Annotated in this window: 15 protein-coding genes; 11 read left to right on the top strand and 4 right to left on the bottom strand. The window is 65.9% G+C overall.

The genetic code is table 11. The features are described from left to right. The first annotated feature begins 16 nt into the window (after window positions 1-16). The 8 genes from ACF8LI_RS08885 (at window position 17) to cutA (ending at window position 7,000) form a co-directional block, all read left to right on the top strand. Window positions 17-808, top strand: a complete 792-nt coding sequence (locus ACF8LI_RS08885; protein ID WP_280048040.1) for an SDR family oxidoreductase — start codon at window positions 17-19, stop codon at window positions 806-808. A 36-nt stretch (window positions 809-844) separates the two neighbouring features. Then, on the top strand, window positions 845-2,152 hold the full coding sequence (locus ACF8LI_RS08880; RefSeq protein ID WP_392412396.1) for a styrene monooxygenase/indole monooxygenase family protein: 1,308 nt from the start codon (window positions 845-847) through the stop codon (window positions 2,150-2,152). A gap of 14 nt (window positions 2,153-2,166) precedes the next feature. Continuing rightward, a complete protein-coding gene (locus tag ACF8LI_RS08875; RefSeq protein ID WP_016449085.1) occupies window positions 2,167-2,694 on the top strand; it encodes a flavin reductase family protein in 528 nt (175 codons plus the stop codon). A gap of 59 nt (window positions 2,695-2,753) precedes the next feature. After that, window positions 2,754-3,989, top strand: coding sequence for a dienelactone hydrolase family protein (locus ACF8LI_RS08870; RefSeq protein ID WP_016449084.1), 1,236 nt, complete (start codon window positions 2,754-2,756; stop codon window positions 3,987-3,989). Between the two features lie 144 nt (window positions 3,990-4,133). Then, entirely contained in the window at window positions 4,134-4,679 is a 546-nt protein-coding gene (locus ACF8LI_RS08865) for a MarR family winged helix-turn-helix transcriptional regulator (protein ID WP_016454136.1), read from the top strand. After that, window positions 4,672-5,505, top strand: a complete 834-nt coding sequence (locus ACF8LI_RS08860; RefSeq protein WP_269112183.1) for a class II aldolase/adducin family protein — start codon at window positions 4,672-4,674, stop codon at window positions 5,503-5,505. Before ACF8LI_RS08865 ends, ACF8LI_RS08860 begins: the two co-directional genes overlap by 8 nt. Window positions 5,506-5,523: 18 nt before the next feature. Next, window positions 5,524-6,549: a 2-dehydropantoate 2-reductase gene (locus tag ACF8LI_RS08855; RefSeq protein WP_250439120.1), complete on the top strand. Its 1,026-nt coding sequence runs from the start codon at window positions 5,524-5,526 to the stop codon at window positions 6,547-6,549. 52 nt (window positions 6,550-6,601) lie between these two features. Next, entirely contained in the window at window positions 6,602-7,000 is a 399-nt protein-coding gene (gene cutA / locus ACF8LI_RS08850; protein WP_250439123.1) for a divalent-cation tolerance protein CutA, read from the top strand. On the opposite strand, the gene ACF8LI_RS08845 is transcribed toward cutA, so the two are convergent. From ACF8LI_RS08845 to ftsY, 4 genes are all read right to left on the bottom strand, one after another. After that, entirely contained in the window at window positions 6,987-7,976 is a 990-nt protein-coding gene (locus ACF8LI_RS08845) for a tripartite tricarboxylate transporter substrate binding protein (RefSeq protein WP_250439124.1), read from the bottom strand. The genes cutA and ACF8LI_RS08845 overlap by 14 nt on opposite strands. A 323-nt stretch (window positions 7,977-8,299) precedes the next feature. Continuing rightward, complete coding sequence (locus tag ACF8LI_RS08840) at window positions 8,300-9,229, bottom strand: DMT family transporter (protein WP_016454141.1); 930 nt, start codon at window positions 9,227-9,229, stop codon at window positions 8,300-8,302. Between the two features lie 523 nt (window positions 9,230-9,752). After that, window positions 9,753-10,490: a GntR family transcriptional regulator gene (locus ACF8LI_RS08835; RefSeq protein WP_254662032.1), complete on the bottom strand. Its 738-nt coding sequence runs from the start codon at window positions 10,488-10,490 to the stop codon at window positions 9,753-9,755. Between the two features lie 931 nt (window positions 10,491-11,421). Then, window positions 11,422-12,642, bottom strand: a complete 1,221-nt coding sequence (ftsY, locus tag ACF8LI_RS08830; RefSeq protein ID WP_392412395.1) for a signal recognition particle-docking protein FtsY — start codon at window positions 12,640-12,642, stop codon at window positions 11,422-11,424. A 28-nt stretch (window positions 12,643-12,670) separates the two neighbouring features. On the opposite strand from ftsY, the gene ACF8LI_RS08825 reads away from it, so the two are divergent. From ACF8LI_RS08825 to rsmD, 3 genes are read left to right on the top strand one after another with little or no spacing between them, the layout of a single operon-like run. Further along, on the top strand, window positions 12,671-14,149 hold the full coding sequence (locus tag ACF8LI_RS08825; protein ID WP_034366071.1) for a pitrilysin family protein: 1,479 nt from the start codon (window positions 12,671-12,673) through the stop codon (window positions 14,147-14,149). Window positions 14,150-14,175: 26 nt separating this feature from the next. Then, the gene (locus ACF8LI_RS08820) at window positions 14,176-15,537 is read left to right on the top strand and encodes a pitrilysin family protein (RefSeq protein WP_046985885.1); all 1,362 of its coding nucleotides are present in this window, start codon (window positions 14,176-14,178) and stop codon (window positions 15,535-15,537) included. Beyond that, a complete protein-coding gene (gene rsmD, locus ACF8LI_RS08815) occupies window positions 15,534-16,241 on the top strand; it encodes a 16S rRNA (guanine(966)-N(2))-methyltransferase RsmD (RefSeq protein ID WP_016449073.1) in 708 nt (235 codons plus the stop codon). The genes ACF8LI_RS08820 and rsmD overlap by 4 nt, the downstream gene beginning before the upstream one ends. Window positions 16,242-16,299 lie beyond the last annotated feature (58 nt).

Raw genomic sequence — 16,299 nt, 5'->3', positions numbered from 1 at the left:
CGGGAGAACAAGCGTCATGTTCAATGGACTCGAAGGCAAAAGCGCCATCGTCACCGGCGGCTCCACCCTGATAGGCGCCGGCGTGGTGCGTGCGCTGCACGCGGCCGGCGTGAAGGTGGTCATTGCCGACATTGATGCCGACAACGGCCAGGTGCTGGCCGATGCGCTGGGCGAGGGCGCGCTTTTCGTGCGCACCGACATCACCGACGACGCGCAGGTCGCCGCCTGCGTGCAGCAGGCATGCAGCCGGCACGGCGGCGTGCACATCCTGGTCAACCTGGCCTGCTCGTATGTAGACGAAGGCCTGCAGTCGCCGCGCGCGGACTGGCTGGCCTCGTTCAACGTGAACGTGGCCAGCGCCGTGGCCATGCTGCAGGCCGTGCACCCGCACATGGTGGCCGCCGGTGGCGGGGCCGTGGTGAATTTCACCAGCATCTCTTCGGAAGCGGCGCAGACGGGTCGCTGGCTCTACCCGGCCAGCAAGGCGGCCATGAAGCAGCTCACGCGCAGCATGGCCATGGACCTGGCGGCCGATGGCATCCGCGTCAACAGCGTCTGCCCGGGCTGGACCTGGTCGGCGGTGATGGACCGGCTCAGTGGCGGCGACCGCGCCAAGACCGACCGCGTGGCCGCGCCCTTTCACCTGCTGGGCCGCGTGGGCGATCCGTACGAGGTGGCGCAGGTGGTGCTGTTCCTGTGCTCGGACCATGCCAGCTTCGTGACCGGCGCCGACTACGCGGTGGACGGCGGCTACGGCGCCATGGGGCCCGAGCGCGCCGTGGCCGCCATTCCCCAATTGATGGACTAGTACGCAGTACGGACACGGAGCCGCAAGGAGACAGCCATGAAGAAAATCGCCATCGTCGGAGCCGGCCAGTCGGGCCTGCAACTGGGCCTGGGCCTGCTGGCCGCGGGCCATCAGGTCACGATACTGAGCAACCGCACGGCGCAGGACATCGCCCAGGGCCGGGTCATGTCCAGCCAGTGCATGTTCGACAGCGCGCTGCAGATAGAGCGCGGCCTGGGCCTGGACCACTGGTCGCGCGAATGCCCGGTGGTCGAGGGCATCGGCCTGTGCGTGCCGCACCCTGGGCAACACGGCGAGAAAGCGGCCGGCAAGGCCATCGACTGGGCCGCGCGGCTGAACGCGGGCGCGCAGTCCGTGGACCAGCGCCTGAAGATCCCCGCATGGATGGACGATTTCCGCCGCCAGGGCGGCGAGCTGGTACTCAGGGACGCGGGCATCGCCGAACTGGAGGAATGCACGCGCAGCCATGACCTGACCCTGGTTGCCAGCGGCAAGGGCGAGATATCGAGGCTGTTCGAGCGCGATGCCCACCGCTCGCGCTTCGACCAGCCCCAGCGCGCGCTGGCGCTGACCTATGTGACGGGCATGAAGCCGCGCGAGCCGTTCTCCGCCGTGTCCTTCAACCTGCTGCCGGGCGTGGGCGAGTATTTCGTGTTCCCGGCGCTGACGACCACGGGCCCCTGCGAGATCATGGTGTTCGAAGGCGTGCCCGGCGGCCCCATGGACTGCTGGGGCGATGTGAAGACACCGGAGCAGCACCTGGAGCGCAGCCGCTGGATCCTCGACACCTTCGTGCCCTGGGAGGCCGAGCGCTGCCGCGACATTGCGCTGACCGATGACAACGGCATCCTCGCGGGCCGCTTCGCCCCCACGGTGCGCAAGCCCGTGGCCACGCTGCCGTCGGGGCGCAAGGTGCTGGGCATGGGCGACGTGGTGGTGCTCAACGACCCCATCACGGGCCAGGGCTCCAACAACGCGGCCAAGTGCGCCGACACCTATCTGCGCAGCATCCTGGCGCGCGGCAATGGCGGCGGCAATGGCGACGGAAATCGTGACGGCAATGGCGCATTCGACGCCGCCTGGATGCAGCAGACCTTCGACCGCTACTGGTTCGGCTATGCGCAATGGGTCACGCAGTGGACCAACATGCTGCTGGCGCCACCGCCACCCCATGTGCTCAAGCTGCTGGCCAGCGCGGGCACGCTGGCACCGCTGGCCAGCGCCTTTGCCAACGGCTTCGACGACCCGCGCACCTTCTTCCCCTGGTTCGCGGACGCGGGCGAGGCGGACCACTACATCGACAGCTGCGCGGCCATCGCCGCCATGGCAGCCGTCCCCGCCTAGCCGCAGAGGCCGCCATGAGCACATGCGACACCCCGGCCGCCGCCACGGCCTGCTCCTTCGATCCGCGCGAGCTGCGCAAGGCCTTCGGCCAGTTCACCACGGGCGTGACCGTCATCACCACGCGCGCGCCGGACGGGCGGCGCGTGGGCATGACGGCCAACTCGTTCTCCTCGGTCTCGCTGGACCCGCCGCTGGTGCTGTGGAGCCTGGCGCGCCAGGCGCCCAGCGTCTGCGATTTCCAGGGTGCCAGCCACTTCGCCATCCACGTGCTGGCTGCGGGCCAGCACCTTCTGTCGCGGCGCTTTTCCACGCCGCAGCAAGACAAGTTCGTCGGCCTGGACTGCGCGGAAGGCCCGGCCGGCGTGCCCCTGATCGATGGCGTGCTGGCCCGCTTCGTCTGCCGCAACGTCCGGCAATACGATGGCGGCGACCACCTCATCTTCATCGGCCAGGTCGAGCGCTGCGAACGCTTCGACGGCGAGCCCCTGGCCTTTCACGCGGGCTACTATCAGGTGACGGTGCGGCACCCCGAATGCGTATGACGGGTCATGAAAAAAGCGGCACCGCAGCTTTCCCCACCCTTTGAAACGGAGACAACCCCATGCAGCAGAAAGAACCCCCGGCCAGCCGCCATGTGCGCATCAACGCGCTGGACGGCAGCGGCAGCTTCAACGCCTACCTGGCCGTGCCGGCCTCGGGCAGCGGCCCCGGCCTGGTGCTGGCGCAGGAGATCTTCGGCGTCAACGCCACCATGCGCGAGGTGGCCGACTACTACGCAGAAGAAGGCTACGTGGTGCTGGTGCCCGACCTGTTCTGGCGCCAGCAGCCCGATGTGGAGCTGGGCTACACGCCGGCGGACTGGGAGCGCGCCTTCGGCTTCTACAAGGGATTCGACGAGGCCCTGGGCGTGCAGGACATCCAGGCCTGCCTGAACGCCTTGCGCCAGCGCCCCGAGGTCACGGACGGCAAGGCCGGCGTTCTGGGCTTTTGCCTGGGCGGCAAGCTGGCCTACCTGGCCGCCTGCCGCACCGATGCCGATGCGGTGGTCGGCTACTACGGCGTGGGCATCGAGGCGGCGCTGGACGAGGCCGAGCGCATCCGCTGCCCGCTCACCCTGCATGTGGCCGAGCTCGACGCCTTCTGCCCGCCCGAGGCGCGCCAGCGCATCGTCCAGGCGCTGGGCGGGCGTCCCGGCGTGGCCGTGCATGTCTATCCCGGCGTGGACCATGCCTTCGCGCGCAAGGGCGGCGACCATTTCCACCGAGCCTCGGCGCTGATGGCGCACGAGCGCAGCATTGCCACGCTCAAGTCCGCCATCGGCCCGCATTTCGACCTGGCCGCGCTGTGGGACAAGCACTGCGAGTACGAGTTCGCCACGCGCAACGTGGACGACACCATGGCCACCATGGTGGCCGAGCCCTATGTGAACCACATCCCCACCATGACCGGCGGCGTGGGCTTCAGCAACCTGCACGCGTTCTATACGAACCACTTCGTCAACAGCAATCCGCCCGACACGTCGCTGACCCCGATTTCACGCACGGTGGGGGCCTCGCAGGTGGTGGACGAGATGTTGTTCTGCTTCACGCACACCACCGAGATCCCGTGGATGCTGCCCGGCGTGCGGCCCACGGGGCGGCGCGTGGAGATCCCGCTGCTGGCCGTGGTCAAGTTCCGGGGCGACAAGCTCTACCACGAGCACATCTACTGGGACCAGGCCAGCGTGCTGGTGCAGGTGGGCCTGCTGGACCCGGCGCTGCTGCCCGTGGCGGGCGTGGAGACGGCCCGCAAGCTGCTGGACGAGACCCTGCCTTCCAACGAACTGCTCAAGCGTTGAGCGCGGCGCGGGCGCACGGGTTTCACTCTGCGCCCGCTGGCGGCCTGCAGGCCGCCAGGGCTCTCAGGGTTGCCACCAATGTTGATATGTCAACATTGGTGGATCATGCGGCCATCGCAATCGCCGCCCGATTCCCTCCGCCCAATGCCCCGCCCACGCACATCCACGATCCCTGCCGCCGATGCCGCCACCGGCCCTGCACCGGACACGCAGGTCTGCAGCCAGACGCTGGCGCTGGAGGACTTCATCACCTTCCGCCTGGGCGCGCTGTCCAATGCGCTGCAGACCCAGGTGACGCGCCACTACATCGCACCGGCATCGCCCGTGGGGCTGACCGAGTGGCGGCTCATGGGCCAGATCCAGCGCCATGGCGAGCTGCATGCCAGCGCGCTGTCACGCCTGAGCCTGATGGACAAGGCCCAGATCAGCCGCGCGCTGCAGCCGCTGATCGACCGGGGCTGGGTGCTGCGCCGCGCCGATCCGCAGCACGCGCGGCGCCACCTGCTGCAGCTGAGCGAAGCAGGGCAGGCGCTCTTCGACGAGGTGCTGTCCCGCGCACGCCCCTACCAGGCGGCCCTGCTCAATGCCCTGACGGCCGATGAGCGCGCCATGCTGGACCGCATCCTGGACAAGCTGGGCCGTGCCTCCCAAGCGCTGGACCAGGGGCTGGACCAGGGGCTGGATGCCTGATTTACCCACAAGCCACTGCACAACCCACCTCAAGACCCACCTCAGAACCCACCCCACGAGCCACACCATGAATTGCTCCATGCACCCTGATGAACGCGCCGCCCGCATCGAACTGGCCGCCTGCTACCGCGTCTTTGCCATGCTGGGCTGGGACGAGCTGATCTACAACCACATCACGGTGCGCCTGCCCGACAGCGTGACGGGCGGGGAAAAGCAGTTCCTGATCAACCCCTTCGGCCTGCACTACGAAGAGGTCACGGCCAGCAACCTGGTACGCATCAATGTGCGCGGCGAGGTGCTGGACGGCTCGCGGCATCCGGTGAATCCGGCCGGCTTCGTGGTGCATGCGGCCATCCACGACGGACTGCCGGGCGCGCACTGCGTGATGCACACGCACACCACCTCGGGCATGGGCGTGGCCTGCCTGGAGCAGGGCCTGTCGCAAAGCAACTTCTACAGCGCCCAGCTGCACGGCATGGTGGCCTACCATGACTTCGAGGGCATCACCATCCATGCCGACGAAGGGCCGCGCCTGCTGGCCAGCATCGGCCACCGCAAGGCCGTGATCCTGCGCAACCATGGCCTGCTCAGCTGGGGCAGCGACCTGCCCCAGGCCTTCGTGGTGCTGTGGACGCTGCAACGCGCCTGCGACGTGCAGATGGCCACCCTGTCCATGGGCGCGCCGCGCATGGTCTCCGACGCCATGGCCCAGCGCTGCAACGAGGACTCGCTGACCTTCAACGACAGCCACGGCGGTGCCCGCGATGTGTTCGACCACCTGGTGCGCCGCGTGAACCGGCGCGACAGCAGCTATCTCGATCTTTGAACCCGGAGCTTCCCGCGCATGACCATGGAACAGACAAGCATTTCATTCGACAAGGCCTGCATCTTCGGCGCCGGTGCCATCGGCGGCTGGATGGGCGCGGCCCTGGCCCGCGCCGGCTGCCAGCTCAGCGCCGTGGCGCGCGGCGCTGCACTGCAGGCCCTGCGCACCCAGGGCCTGACCCTGGTGCACGGCGAGCAGCGCGAGCACTTCGCGCTGCGTGCCGAACAGGACCCGGCCGCCCTGGGCGTGCAGGACCTGGTCATCATCTCCGTCAAGGCGCCGGGCATGCCCGATGTGGCCGAGCGCATCGCCCCGCTGATCGGCCCGCAGACCGTGGTGCTCACGGCCATGAACGGCGTGCCCTGGTGGTTCCTGCACGGCGGTGTCGATGCCAGCGTGCGCGGCAGGCAGCTGAAAGCCGTGGACCCTGAAGGCCGCATTGCGCAAGCCATCCCGCTGGGCCAGGTGCTGGGTTCGGTGGTCCATGCCAGCTGCTCCAACGATGCGCACGGCGTAGTGCGCCGCCACTTCGGCAACAGCCTCATCCTGGGCGAGCCCTTGGCCACCGGCCCCGGCCAGCCGCCCACGCCGCGCCTGGCGGCACTGGCCCAACTGCTGCAGCGCGGCGGCATCGAGGCCAAGGTCTCCGACAACATCCAGCGCGACGCCTGGTACAAGCTCTGGGGCAACATGACCGTCAACCCCGTCAGCGCGCTGACGGGTGCCACCTCGGACCGCATCCTGGGCGACGACCTGGTGCGCGGCCTGATCACGCGCGTGATGCTGGAGGCCAAGGAGATCGGCGCGCGCATCGGCCTGCCCATCAACGAATCGCCCGAAGACCGCCATGCGGTCACGCTCAAGCTGGGCGCCTTCAAGACCTCCATGCTGCAGGACGTGGAAGCCGGCAAGCCCGTGGAGCTCGACGCCCTGGTGGGCGCGGTGCGCGAAATGGGCCAGCTGTGCGGCGTGGACACCCCGTTCACCGATGCGCTGCTGGGCCTGGCGCGGCTGCAGGCGCGGCAAAAGGGGCTGATGGGCTGACGCCGCAAGGGCCAGTACCGGCCTGCAGCACGCAACCGTAGACTACGCCTCCATGACTTCCGCCAAGAACCCCGCCTCGCCCTGGTCCACGCTGTGCGTGGTGGCCACCACCGTCCCCAGCGCCGAGGAGGCCGCCCATCTGGCGCGCAGCCTGGTGCAGCAGCAGGCCGCGGCCTGCGTGCAGGTGGAGGCCATCACCTCGCACTACGTGTGGGAGGGCGAGATGCACGCCACGCCCGAGTGGCGGCTGGTCTGCAAGACCCTGCCCGACGTGCTGGAGCGCCTGGCCCGGCTGCTGCGCGCCGGGCACAGCTACAGCGTGCCGCAGATCACCATGCGCACCGAGCGCTGCATGGCCGACTATGCGCAGTGGCTGCGCTCCCAGGTCTCGACCCGGGACGTGGCGGACACTGCAGAAAGGGCCGCCGCGCCCCGCATCACTGCGGCGTGACGTTGGCGGCCTTGATCACGGGCACCCAGGTCGCTGTCTCCTTGCGGATCAGCTCGCCGAAGGCGCTGCCCGTGACCACCCAGGGCTCGATCCCCTGCAGGTCCAGCTGCCTGACCACGGCCGGCGTGTTGAAGATCTCCTGAATATCCTTTTCCAGCTGCTTGAGCACGGCCGGCGGCGTCTTCCTGGGCGCCATCACGCCGTACCAGGACGAGATGGCAATGCCCGGCACGCCCGCCTGGGCCAGCGTGGGCACATCAGGCAGGTACTTGCTGCGGGCCGGGTCGGTCACGGCCAGCGCGCGCAGCTTGCCCGACTGCACATGCGGCAGCAGCGCGGGCACATTGCCCACGATCATCGGCACCGTGCCGCCCAGCACATCGTTGAGGCCGGGCGCCGTGCCCTTGTAGGCCACGTGCAGGATGTCGGCGCCGGTCTGCTGCTTGAACAGCTCACCGGCCAGATGCAGGCTGGAGCCCACGCCGGGCGAGGCATAGCTGATGGTGGCCGGCCTGGCCTTGGACAGGGCCACCAGCTCCTGCACCGTTTTGGCGGGCACGCCGGGGTGCACGGCGATCACATTGGCCGCCTTGGCCAGCGAGGCCACGGGCGCGAAGTCCGCCTCCACGCTGTAGCCGGGCCTGGCCAGCAGCGTGGGATTGATGGTCAGGTTGCCCTGGGGCACGACCAGCAGCGTATGGCCGTCCGCCGCGGCACGCTTGACCATGTCGATGCCGATATTGCCGTTGGCCCCGGGCTTGTTCTCCACCACCGAGGTCTGCCTGTAGCGCTCGGCCAATCCCGTGGACAGCAGGCGGGCCAGCGCATCGACCGGGCCGCCGGGCGGGAAGGGCGCGACGATGGTGAAAGGCTTGGCAGCCAGCTGCTGCTGGGCGGCGGCATCCTGGGCCAGGGCGCTCTGGCATGCGGCTGCTGCCAGCAGGGCGGCAGCGCCGAGCAAGGTGGGGGCTTTCATGGGGAACTCCGGGGAACAAGGCAAGGCAGGTACAAGCAAAAGAAATGCCTGAGGGCTATCGATTGTTTCTTGTATAAAACAACGTTCTTCTTATAAATCAATGCAAAGCATAAAACCTGCGGCTTGATTCGAATCAAGGGAAAACCCTTGCCTGCATGCCTGGGCCTTCGCTGCGTTCGCATGCCCATGAAAAAAGGAGCGCAGCGCGCTCCCGTAAGTCGACTCCAGAGAATGGGTCAAAGCGCATCAACAGGGGAGCTGATGCAGTCGATGCCAAGCCGCAGGACGACAGCTCCACGAGCAGGTCTTGCTGCCATCGCATGTCAGGCCTGTAGGCAAGTCACCACTAAGCCCAACAGCATCAGGCCCATGCCTATCTTCTCTGCTCGACTGAAGCTTTCGCTGAACACGCGGCGCGAAACCAGGTAGCTGAAAACGACCTCGATCATTCCCAAAGTGCGCACAGGTGATGCTCCTTGCATGGCGTAGGCCGTGAACCAAGCAATTGAAGCGGCTGCCCCCATGCAACCGGCAAGCAGCGAGATGCGCCAAGCTCGAAAAATAGGTGCCAGACCTTGAGCTGTGCGCAACTGGATCCAAAGTCCCATGCCGACGGTTTGCATCGACTGTGCGATCAGCACGCCCCAGGCGCCAGATAACCATGCCGTTTCGGCGCCAAGTGCCAGCGACCCTCCTCGAAATCCTACTGTTGCAACTGCAAAGCAGGAGCCGCAAGCCAGGCCATAAAGTGCAGATCGGTTGAGCCACGCGGACGGTGAGAGCAACTGTTCGCGTGGCGGCAGGGACAGCAGCAGCATACCGATTGTGGCTACGATCATTGCGGCCAACGCCAGCGGTGTTGGAAGTTCATGGAGAAAAACCGATGCGAACAGAGCTAGCTGCAGCACCTCTGTCTTTGTCAGAGTGACAGCCACGGCAAAGTTGCGCTCCTTCATCGCCAGCAGCAAAGCGACCGTTCCAGCCAATTGGAAAAAAGCGCCCAATGCAATCCAGCCAAGGTAAATCGGCGTGATCGAAGGTACAGCGTATGGCTTTGCTGGTACCAGATACAGCAGTGCCAGCCACAACATGGCAAAAGGTAGGCCATACAGAAAACGCACCAGCGTGGCCGATAGCGCGCCCAGCTCCTGTGTCAGGCTGCGCTGCGCTGTGTTTCGTACCGTTTGAGCGAGAGCGGCGAACAGGGTTATGGGAACCCATAACCAAGAAAAACCTTGAATGGATTCAAGCATGAATATGGAGGAGGGATGGGTAAATGGGGCGTAGAGTAAATTCTTACATTGCTGTGGATTATTTGGTAATGCACAGCAATGCTCATTTGCTGATTAGAGAAATTTTGCTCTCTTGAAGATTTATTGAACGGTTGAAGACAGAGACTCGAGATAGAACATGAGGCCTGCGTAGAGCGTTTCTTCTGGGGTGCCCGCGCGAGGAGAGCTCGGCATCATCCAGGTATCCTTGCTGCCGTTTATCCGCATGCTGCGGAGAAAGCAGTATGTGGTCAATGCGTAGAATTTGCAACTCGAAAAATACTCTTAAGATAAAGATTTTCTTAAATACAGAGATATTGAAATCGATTTGCAGAATGCGCAATTCCAGTAAGAAATTCAGAGAAAGAACTGATTTTCTCAACAAGCACGCATAGCGTGATTGTTATGAAAAGGTGATGCTGGGTCTTTATTTCCTGATGCTATCTGAAAATAGTATGGCTATAGATGGTGGCTTATCTTGCGTACCAATTTTGAAAGAGCGATTTCATAGGTCCCTGCGTATAGCCGCCAGCAGGCTTTTCGAAGAATTCCAGATATGCTGCTCGGCAAGGGCCTGGGCCTTCTTTGGGTCGCGATTGCGGATGGCGGCGAGGATGCCGCGTTTTTCTTCTGTGCTTTCTGAGGCCCGTGAGCTGTGAGAAAGTGAGAGTCTCCGCAGGCGTGCGAGGCGGCTCCTTTGTGAAGAAAGATAGCTTGCCATCAGCGAATTTTGGGCTGCATCCAGGAGAACTTCGTAGAACTCCTCGATGGTCTCGATCTGAGCCCCGACATCGCCCGAAATCTGCGCTTCATTCATCGCTTTCACTGTGACATCCAGGCGCTCGATTTGCTCTATGGTGGCTCGCTCTGCGCACAGTGCCGCCACATAGCCTTCAACGGCTGCACGCATTTCAAAGATCTGGCGAATGCCGTCTTCATCGATAACGGCGACTATCGGGCCTTTATAGGGCTCCTTTGTGATCCACCCTTCTGCCTCCAATTGCCCCAGGGTTTCACGAACTATCGTTCTGCTCACATCAAGGAGATCGCACAGCTTGCGTTCTACCAAGCGTGATCCAGGTGGAAGTTGGCCTTCCACAATGGCGCGCTTCAATTGCTCAAGTGCCAGCTGTCGGAGCGTTGGATTCACACGCTCTACGGCCATACTGCCTCGCGGAATTCCCATGTCTGTCAATGCAGGTCTGTCTGTGTCTGTACCTGCTTTAGAGGCTTGCCGTTTCATGTCTGTTGGACTTTCTTGCGAATTGAGTGATGGTATACCAACATACAATCTTGGGTCAAGATATGGAAGGGTGCGAAAATTGAGAGGCATCTGGTTGGGAAGGCAGCAGGAAGACAGTGACCAAGCCATCTCCGCCATCGATGGTTTGTCTCTGATTGGTTTGCAAGCCACATAAATTGGCCTGAACTTGCCATCTGCAGCCAGCAAGTAGCCTAATCGGCCGGTTTAAAACACTTATGTGCTTTTACGAGCCCCGAAAAGTGGGGGGTGGCAGAGCGGGAGAATATGCTTGAAATGATGCGCGGCACACGCCGTAGTTGGCATATCGAAGGCAGGTCGCACTGAAGAGTCTGTTGCCGAGTTTTCGCACAGGCACTCAACAGAGTTGGTGCGCTTGCCGAGGCATGGGCCGTACGCTCACCCGCACGCAAAGGTGGAGCGACGGGAAAAAATGCGTTCTCCACATCGGAGGCCAGAGATGAGTGCGGTGGTGCACCGCAAGGCCTGCCAGCCGGCGTCAGTGAGGAAGAGCTAGGATTTCTGACCGTCCGAAGCAAGGACGGGCTTGTCGGTGCTACCGAGCACTGGCGGAAGTGCTGCTTTGACTGGCCGAAGAGATTCGTCAATTGCCACGTGACGATGAGTGGCTGCTTCGGTGATTGAAGGGCATGCCCTTTCTGGTCTTTGCCGCGCCCACGCTGTCGCCTGTGGCGAAGTTACTGGGCTTTTGCGGCAAGTCACATGAGCTAACCCGGTAGGGCCTGGCCTGATCAGTCCCGAAGCGGTTGAGTGCGTCAGAGGTTGAGGCTGGAGAGCTCTTCGTTGAGCGGTCACTCCCCAATGGATGAGCGGAGAGCGGCTTGAGCGCCAGCCCGCAATTCATCCATTCCGCCTTCCTGTGGCGCCTGTCGAGAAAACTCTGAACAGATTGTCAGGACAGCAGCGCCTGCGCGAATTCCCTGGCGTTGAAGGTCTCCAGGTCTTCGACCTTTTCGCCCACGCCGATGAAGTACACGGGGATCGGCCGTTCCTGGGCAATGGCGGCCAGCACGCCGCCCTTGGCCGTGCCGTCGAGCTTGGTGACGATCAGGCCCGTGAGCTGCAGTGCATCGTCAAAGGCGCGCACCTGGGCCAGCGCGTTCTGGCCGGTGTTGCCGTCGATGACCAGCAGCACCTCATGGGGTGCCGTGGCGTCGGCCTTGCTGACCACGCGGCGGATCTTGCGCAGCTCTTCCATCAGGTGCAGCTGGGTGGGCAGGCGGCCCGCCGTGTCCACCAGCACCACATCCTTCTTGCGGGCGCGGCCGGCGGTGACGGCATCAAAGCTCACGGCTGCAGGATCACCGCCTTCCTGGCTGACGATCTCCACCGTGTTGCGGTTGGCCCAGACGCCGAGCTGCTCGCGCGCGGCGGCGCGGAAGGTGTCGGCGGCAGCCAGCAGCACGCTCTGGCCTTCGTCGGCCAGATGCTTGGTCAGCTTGCCGATGGAGGTGGTCTTGCCTGCGCCGTTGACGCCAGCGACCATGACCACGGTAGGCTGGTGCTCGCCGATGATCAGCGGCTTTTCCAGCGGGCGCAGCAGGTCGGCCAGTGCATCGGCCAGCAGCGCCTTGACGGCGGCGGGGTCGGTGGCCTTGGCTTCCTTGACGCGGCGGCGCAGGTCGGTGAGCAGGTGCTCGGTGGCCTTGACGCCGGTGTCGGCCATCAGCAGGGCGTCTTCCAGCTCTTCGTACAGCGCATCGTTGATCTGCGTGCCGGTGAAGACCGTGGCGATGCTGCTGCCGGTCTTGCGCAGTCCGGCCTTGAGGCGCTGCATCCAGTTCTGGCGGCTGGCGCCTTCGGCTTCGGGCTTGGCCGTGGGCTCGGGTGCGGCAATGAAGTCGGCAGGCGCGAGCGTGGAAGCAGCAGCAGTGGGTGCAGCGGGTGCGGCAGGCGGGGCGGCATCGCCCTTGCCGCCGCCGAAGGGCTTGCGCCACCAGGCGCTGCCGGTGTCGGCTGCGGCCGGTGGGGCAGGCGTGCCAGGGGGCAGGTCTGGGGCGCGGTCCTGCGGCGGGGTTGCGGGAATGCCGGCCTCTTCAGGCGCGGCGCTGCTGTCCGCCGGGGAAATCTCGGCGGAGGAGGGGGTGGGCTTTTTCTTGAAAAAACTGAACATCGGCAGGTTCTTAGAATCACAGCATTCTATGAAACATGCACTCACCCTCCTGGGCTTAATGGCCTGCATGGGCACCGGGGCTGCTTTGGCAGCCCCGGATGCATCCTCTTCCTCCCCTTCGTCACTGCTGCAGACGGTGGCCAGCCAGGCCGCAGGTGGCCAGCGGTCCGCCACAGCAGCGCAGCAATTCACCCTGAAGAACGGCATGCAGCTCATCGTGCAGCCCGACCGGCGCGCGCCCACGGCCGTGCACATGGTCTGGGTGCGCGTGGGCGCCATCGACGAGGTCGACGGCACCTCGGGCGTGGCCCACGCGCTCGAGCACATGATGTTCAAGGGCTCGCGCAAGGTGGCGCCCGGCGAGTTCTCGCGCCGGGTGGCGGCCCTGGGCGGCCAGGAGAACGCTTTCACCAGCCGCGACTACACGGGCTACTACCAGCAGATTCCGTCCAGCCGGCTGGAGGAAGTGATGAAGCTCGAATCCGACCGCTTCGCCAACAACCACTGGCCCGACAGCGAGTTCAAGAAGGAGATCGAGGTCATCAAGGAAGAGCGCCGCATGCGCACCGAGGACCAGCCGCGCGCCGTGCTCATGGAGCAACTGATGGCGGCGACCTTCATGGCCTCGCCCTACCACCGGCCCGTGATCGGCTGGATGAGCGATCTGGACGCCCTGACGCCCGGCGACGTGCGCGATTTCCACAGCCGCTGGTATGTGCCCGGCAATGCCACCGTCGTCATTGCCGGTGATGTGGACGTTGCCAAGGTCCGCGCCTGGGCAGAGAAGTACTACGGCAGCATTCCCGCACGCGCCGTGCCGGTGCGCAAGCCGCGCACCGAGCCTGCGCAGATCGGCATCCGCCGCATCGAGGTCAAGCAGCCGGCCGAGCAGGCCCTGGTGGCCCTGGCCTTCCGTGCGCCCTCGCTGACGCGCGTCAGCGATCTGCAGGCCGATGACCGCGATGCGCTGGCGCTGCTGGTGCTCTCGGCCGTGCTCGACGGCTATGACGGCGCCCGCCTGGAGCGGGCCCTGGTCCAGGGCGAAGGCCGCGTGGCCGACGGCGCGGGCAGCTCCATGTCGCTCATGAGCCGCGGCCCCGGCCTGTTCATGCTGACGGGCGTGCCCGCCACCGGCAAGACTGCGGCCGAGGTCGAGGCCGCGCTGCGCGCCGAAGTGGCCAAGGTCGCCAGGGAGGGCGTCGAGCCTGCCGAACTGGAGCGCGTGAAGACGCAATGGATGGCCTCCAATGTCTATGAGCGCGACTCGGTCATGGGCCAGGCCCAGAGCCTGGGCAATTACTGGATACAGGGCATGCCGCTGGATGCGGAAGACCAGTTGCTGGCCCAGCTTCGCACCATCACGCCCGATGACGTCAAGCGCGTGGCGGCCAAGTACTTTGGCGATGACCAGCTCACGGTGGGCACCCTGGTGCCGCAGCCCCTGCCTGAAGGCGGCAAGCCCCGCCGCACCGACGCGGGTGCCGGCATTGGCGGACCCCTGCATTGATGCCCCCGAAGCACGCTGGAGTGAAGATGAAGAACATGAAAAAGATGGTGGCCAGCTCCGTGCTGGCAAGCGTGGGCCTGGGCTTTGGCGCCACGTCCGCATGGGCCTTGCTGCCCATCCAGCACTGGACCCAGCCCAGCGGGGCGCAGGTCTGGCTGGTGGACAGCCCGGGCATTCCCATGGTCGATGTGCAGATGGATTTCGACGCCGGCAGCCGGCGCGATCCCGCCAATCAGGTCGGCCTGGCCAGCGCCGTGGCGCTGATGGCGTCCAAGGGCGTCACGGCCCAGGGCAGCGCGCCTGCTCTCGATGAAAACGGCCTGGGCCAGGCCTGGGCCGATCTGGGTGCCAGCTTTGGCGCCCAGGCGGGCCGCGACAGCTTCAGCTACGGGCTGCGCTCCCTGACCGAGCCTGCGCTGCTGCAGCGCGCCGTGGCCCTGGCCGCGCGCCAGATCGCCAGCCCCAGCTGGCCGCAGGATGTGTGGCTGCGCGAGCGCGAGCGCTGGACTGCGGCCATCAAGGAATCGGACACGCGCCCCGGAACGGTGGCCGGCAAGGCCCTGAGCCAGGGCGTGTTCGGCACCCACCCCTACGGTGCGCGTGCCACGGCCGAGAGCCTGTCGCGCATCGACCTGTCGGACATGCAGTCCTTCCACCGCCGGCTGATCGCCGCCTGCCGTGCCAAGGTCAGCATCGTCGGCGCCGTCAGCCGCGAGCAGGCCGACCAGCTGGTGCAGCAATTGCTGGCTCCGCTGCAGGCGGCCCAGGGCCAGGACGCCAGTGCCTGCGCTCCGCTGCCCGACGTGCCCAAGGTGCAGGCGCTCAAGGCGCCGGTCAACGAGAACATCCCCTTCGCCTCGGCCCAGGCGCAGGTGCTGATCGCCCAGCCCGGCATTGCACGCAACAGCCCGGACTTCATGGCCGTGCTCGTGGGCAACCACATCCTGGGCGGCGGCGGCTTCACCTCGCGGCTGACCGAGGAAGTGCGCGAAAAGCGCGGCCTGAGCTACAGCGTCTACAGCGACTTCTCGCCAGGCCTGGACGCGGGGGCCTTCACGATCGCCCTGCAGACACGCCCCGACCAGGCGGCCGAGGCCCTGAAGGTGTCGCAGGACACGCTGCGCCGCTTTGTCGCCGACGGCCCGACCGAGAAGGAGCTCAAGGCCGCCAAGGACAATCTGATCGGCGGCTTTGCGCTGCGCATAGACAGCAACCGCAAGCTGCTGGGCAATGTGGCCAACATCGCCTGGAACGGCCTGCCGCTGGACTATCTGGAGCACTGGACCGAGCGCGTGCAGGCGCTGACCGTGCGTGATGTGCGCGAGGCCATGCAGCGAATGCTGCAGCCCGATCGCATGGTGACCGTCGTCGTGGGAGGCAAGCAATGAGCCGCAACAGCATCAAACTGCATACCCCTGCCGGCAAGCGCTGGCTGGAAAAGGCCACGGCCGAGGCCGCGGCGCCCAAGGCGCCTGCCGCAGCGCCGGCCGCAAAGGCAAAGGCGGGCAAGCCGGCACCCTCGGGTGCGGGCGAGGTCCGCATCATCGGCGGCCAGTGGCGCCGCACGCGTCTGCCCGTGGCGCAGCGCCCGGGCCTGCGCCCCACGCCGGACCGCGTGCGCGAGACCCTGTTCAACTGGCTGGGCCAGGACCTGACGGGCTGGCACTGCCTGGACGCCTTCGCGGGCACGGGTGCGCTGGGCTTCGAGGCCGCATCGCGCGGCGCGACCAGCGTGCTGATGAACGAGCAGGACGCCGCCCTGGTGCTGCAGCTGCAGCGCCTGCGCGAGCGCCTGGACGCCCAGTCCGTGCGCGTGCTGCGCGGCGATGGCATCGGCTGCCTGCGCCAGGTGGCGCCGGGCACGCTGGACCTGGTGCTGATCGATCCGCCGTTCGACCATGCCGAGCTGTTCGAGCCTGCGCTGAAGGCCGCTGCGCTGGCCGTCTCCGCCCAGGGCTATGTCTATCTGGAGGCGCCCCAGGCCTGGACCGAGGAGCAACTGGCCGAGGCTGGCGGCCTGCAGCTGTTCCGCCATCTCAAGGCGGGTGCCGTCCACGCCCATCTGCTGCGCAAGGCCGCGCAGGACGAGTAGGCTGGCGCCGCAGCCGTGTTCCAGCGCAGGAATGCGGCTGTCGCGCAGCCGACGGGCC

This window comes from Delftia sp. WSY_12 (assembly GCF_043104645.1).
In the GTDB taxonomy this organism is placed as follows: Bacteria; Pseudomonadota; Gammaproteobacteria; order Burkholderiales; family Burkholderiaceae_C; genus Comamonas; species Comamonas tsuruhatensis.
The sequence above is the reverse complement of the archived record's forward strand: the minus strand, read 5'-3'. Positions and strand labels throughout refer to the sequence as shown.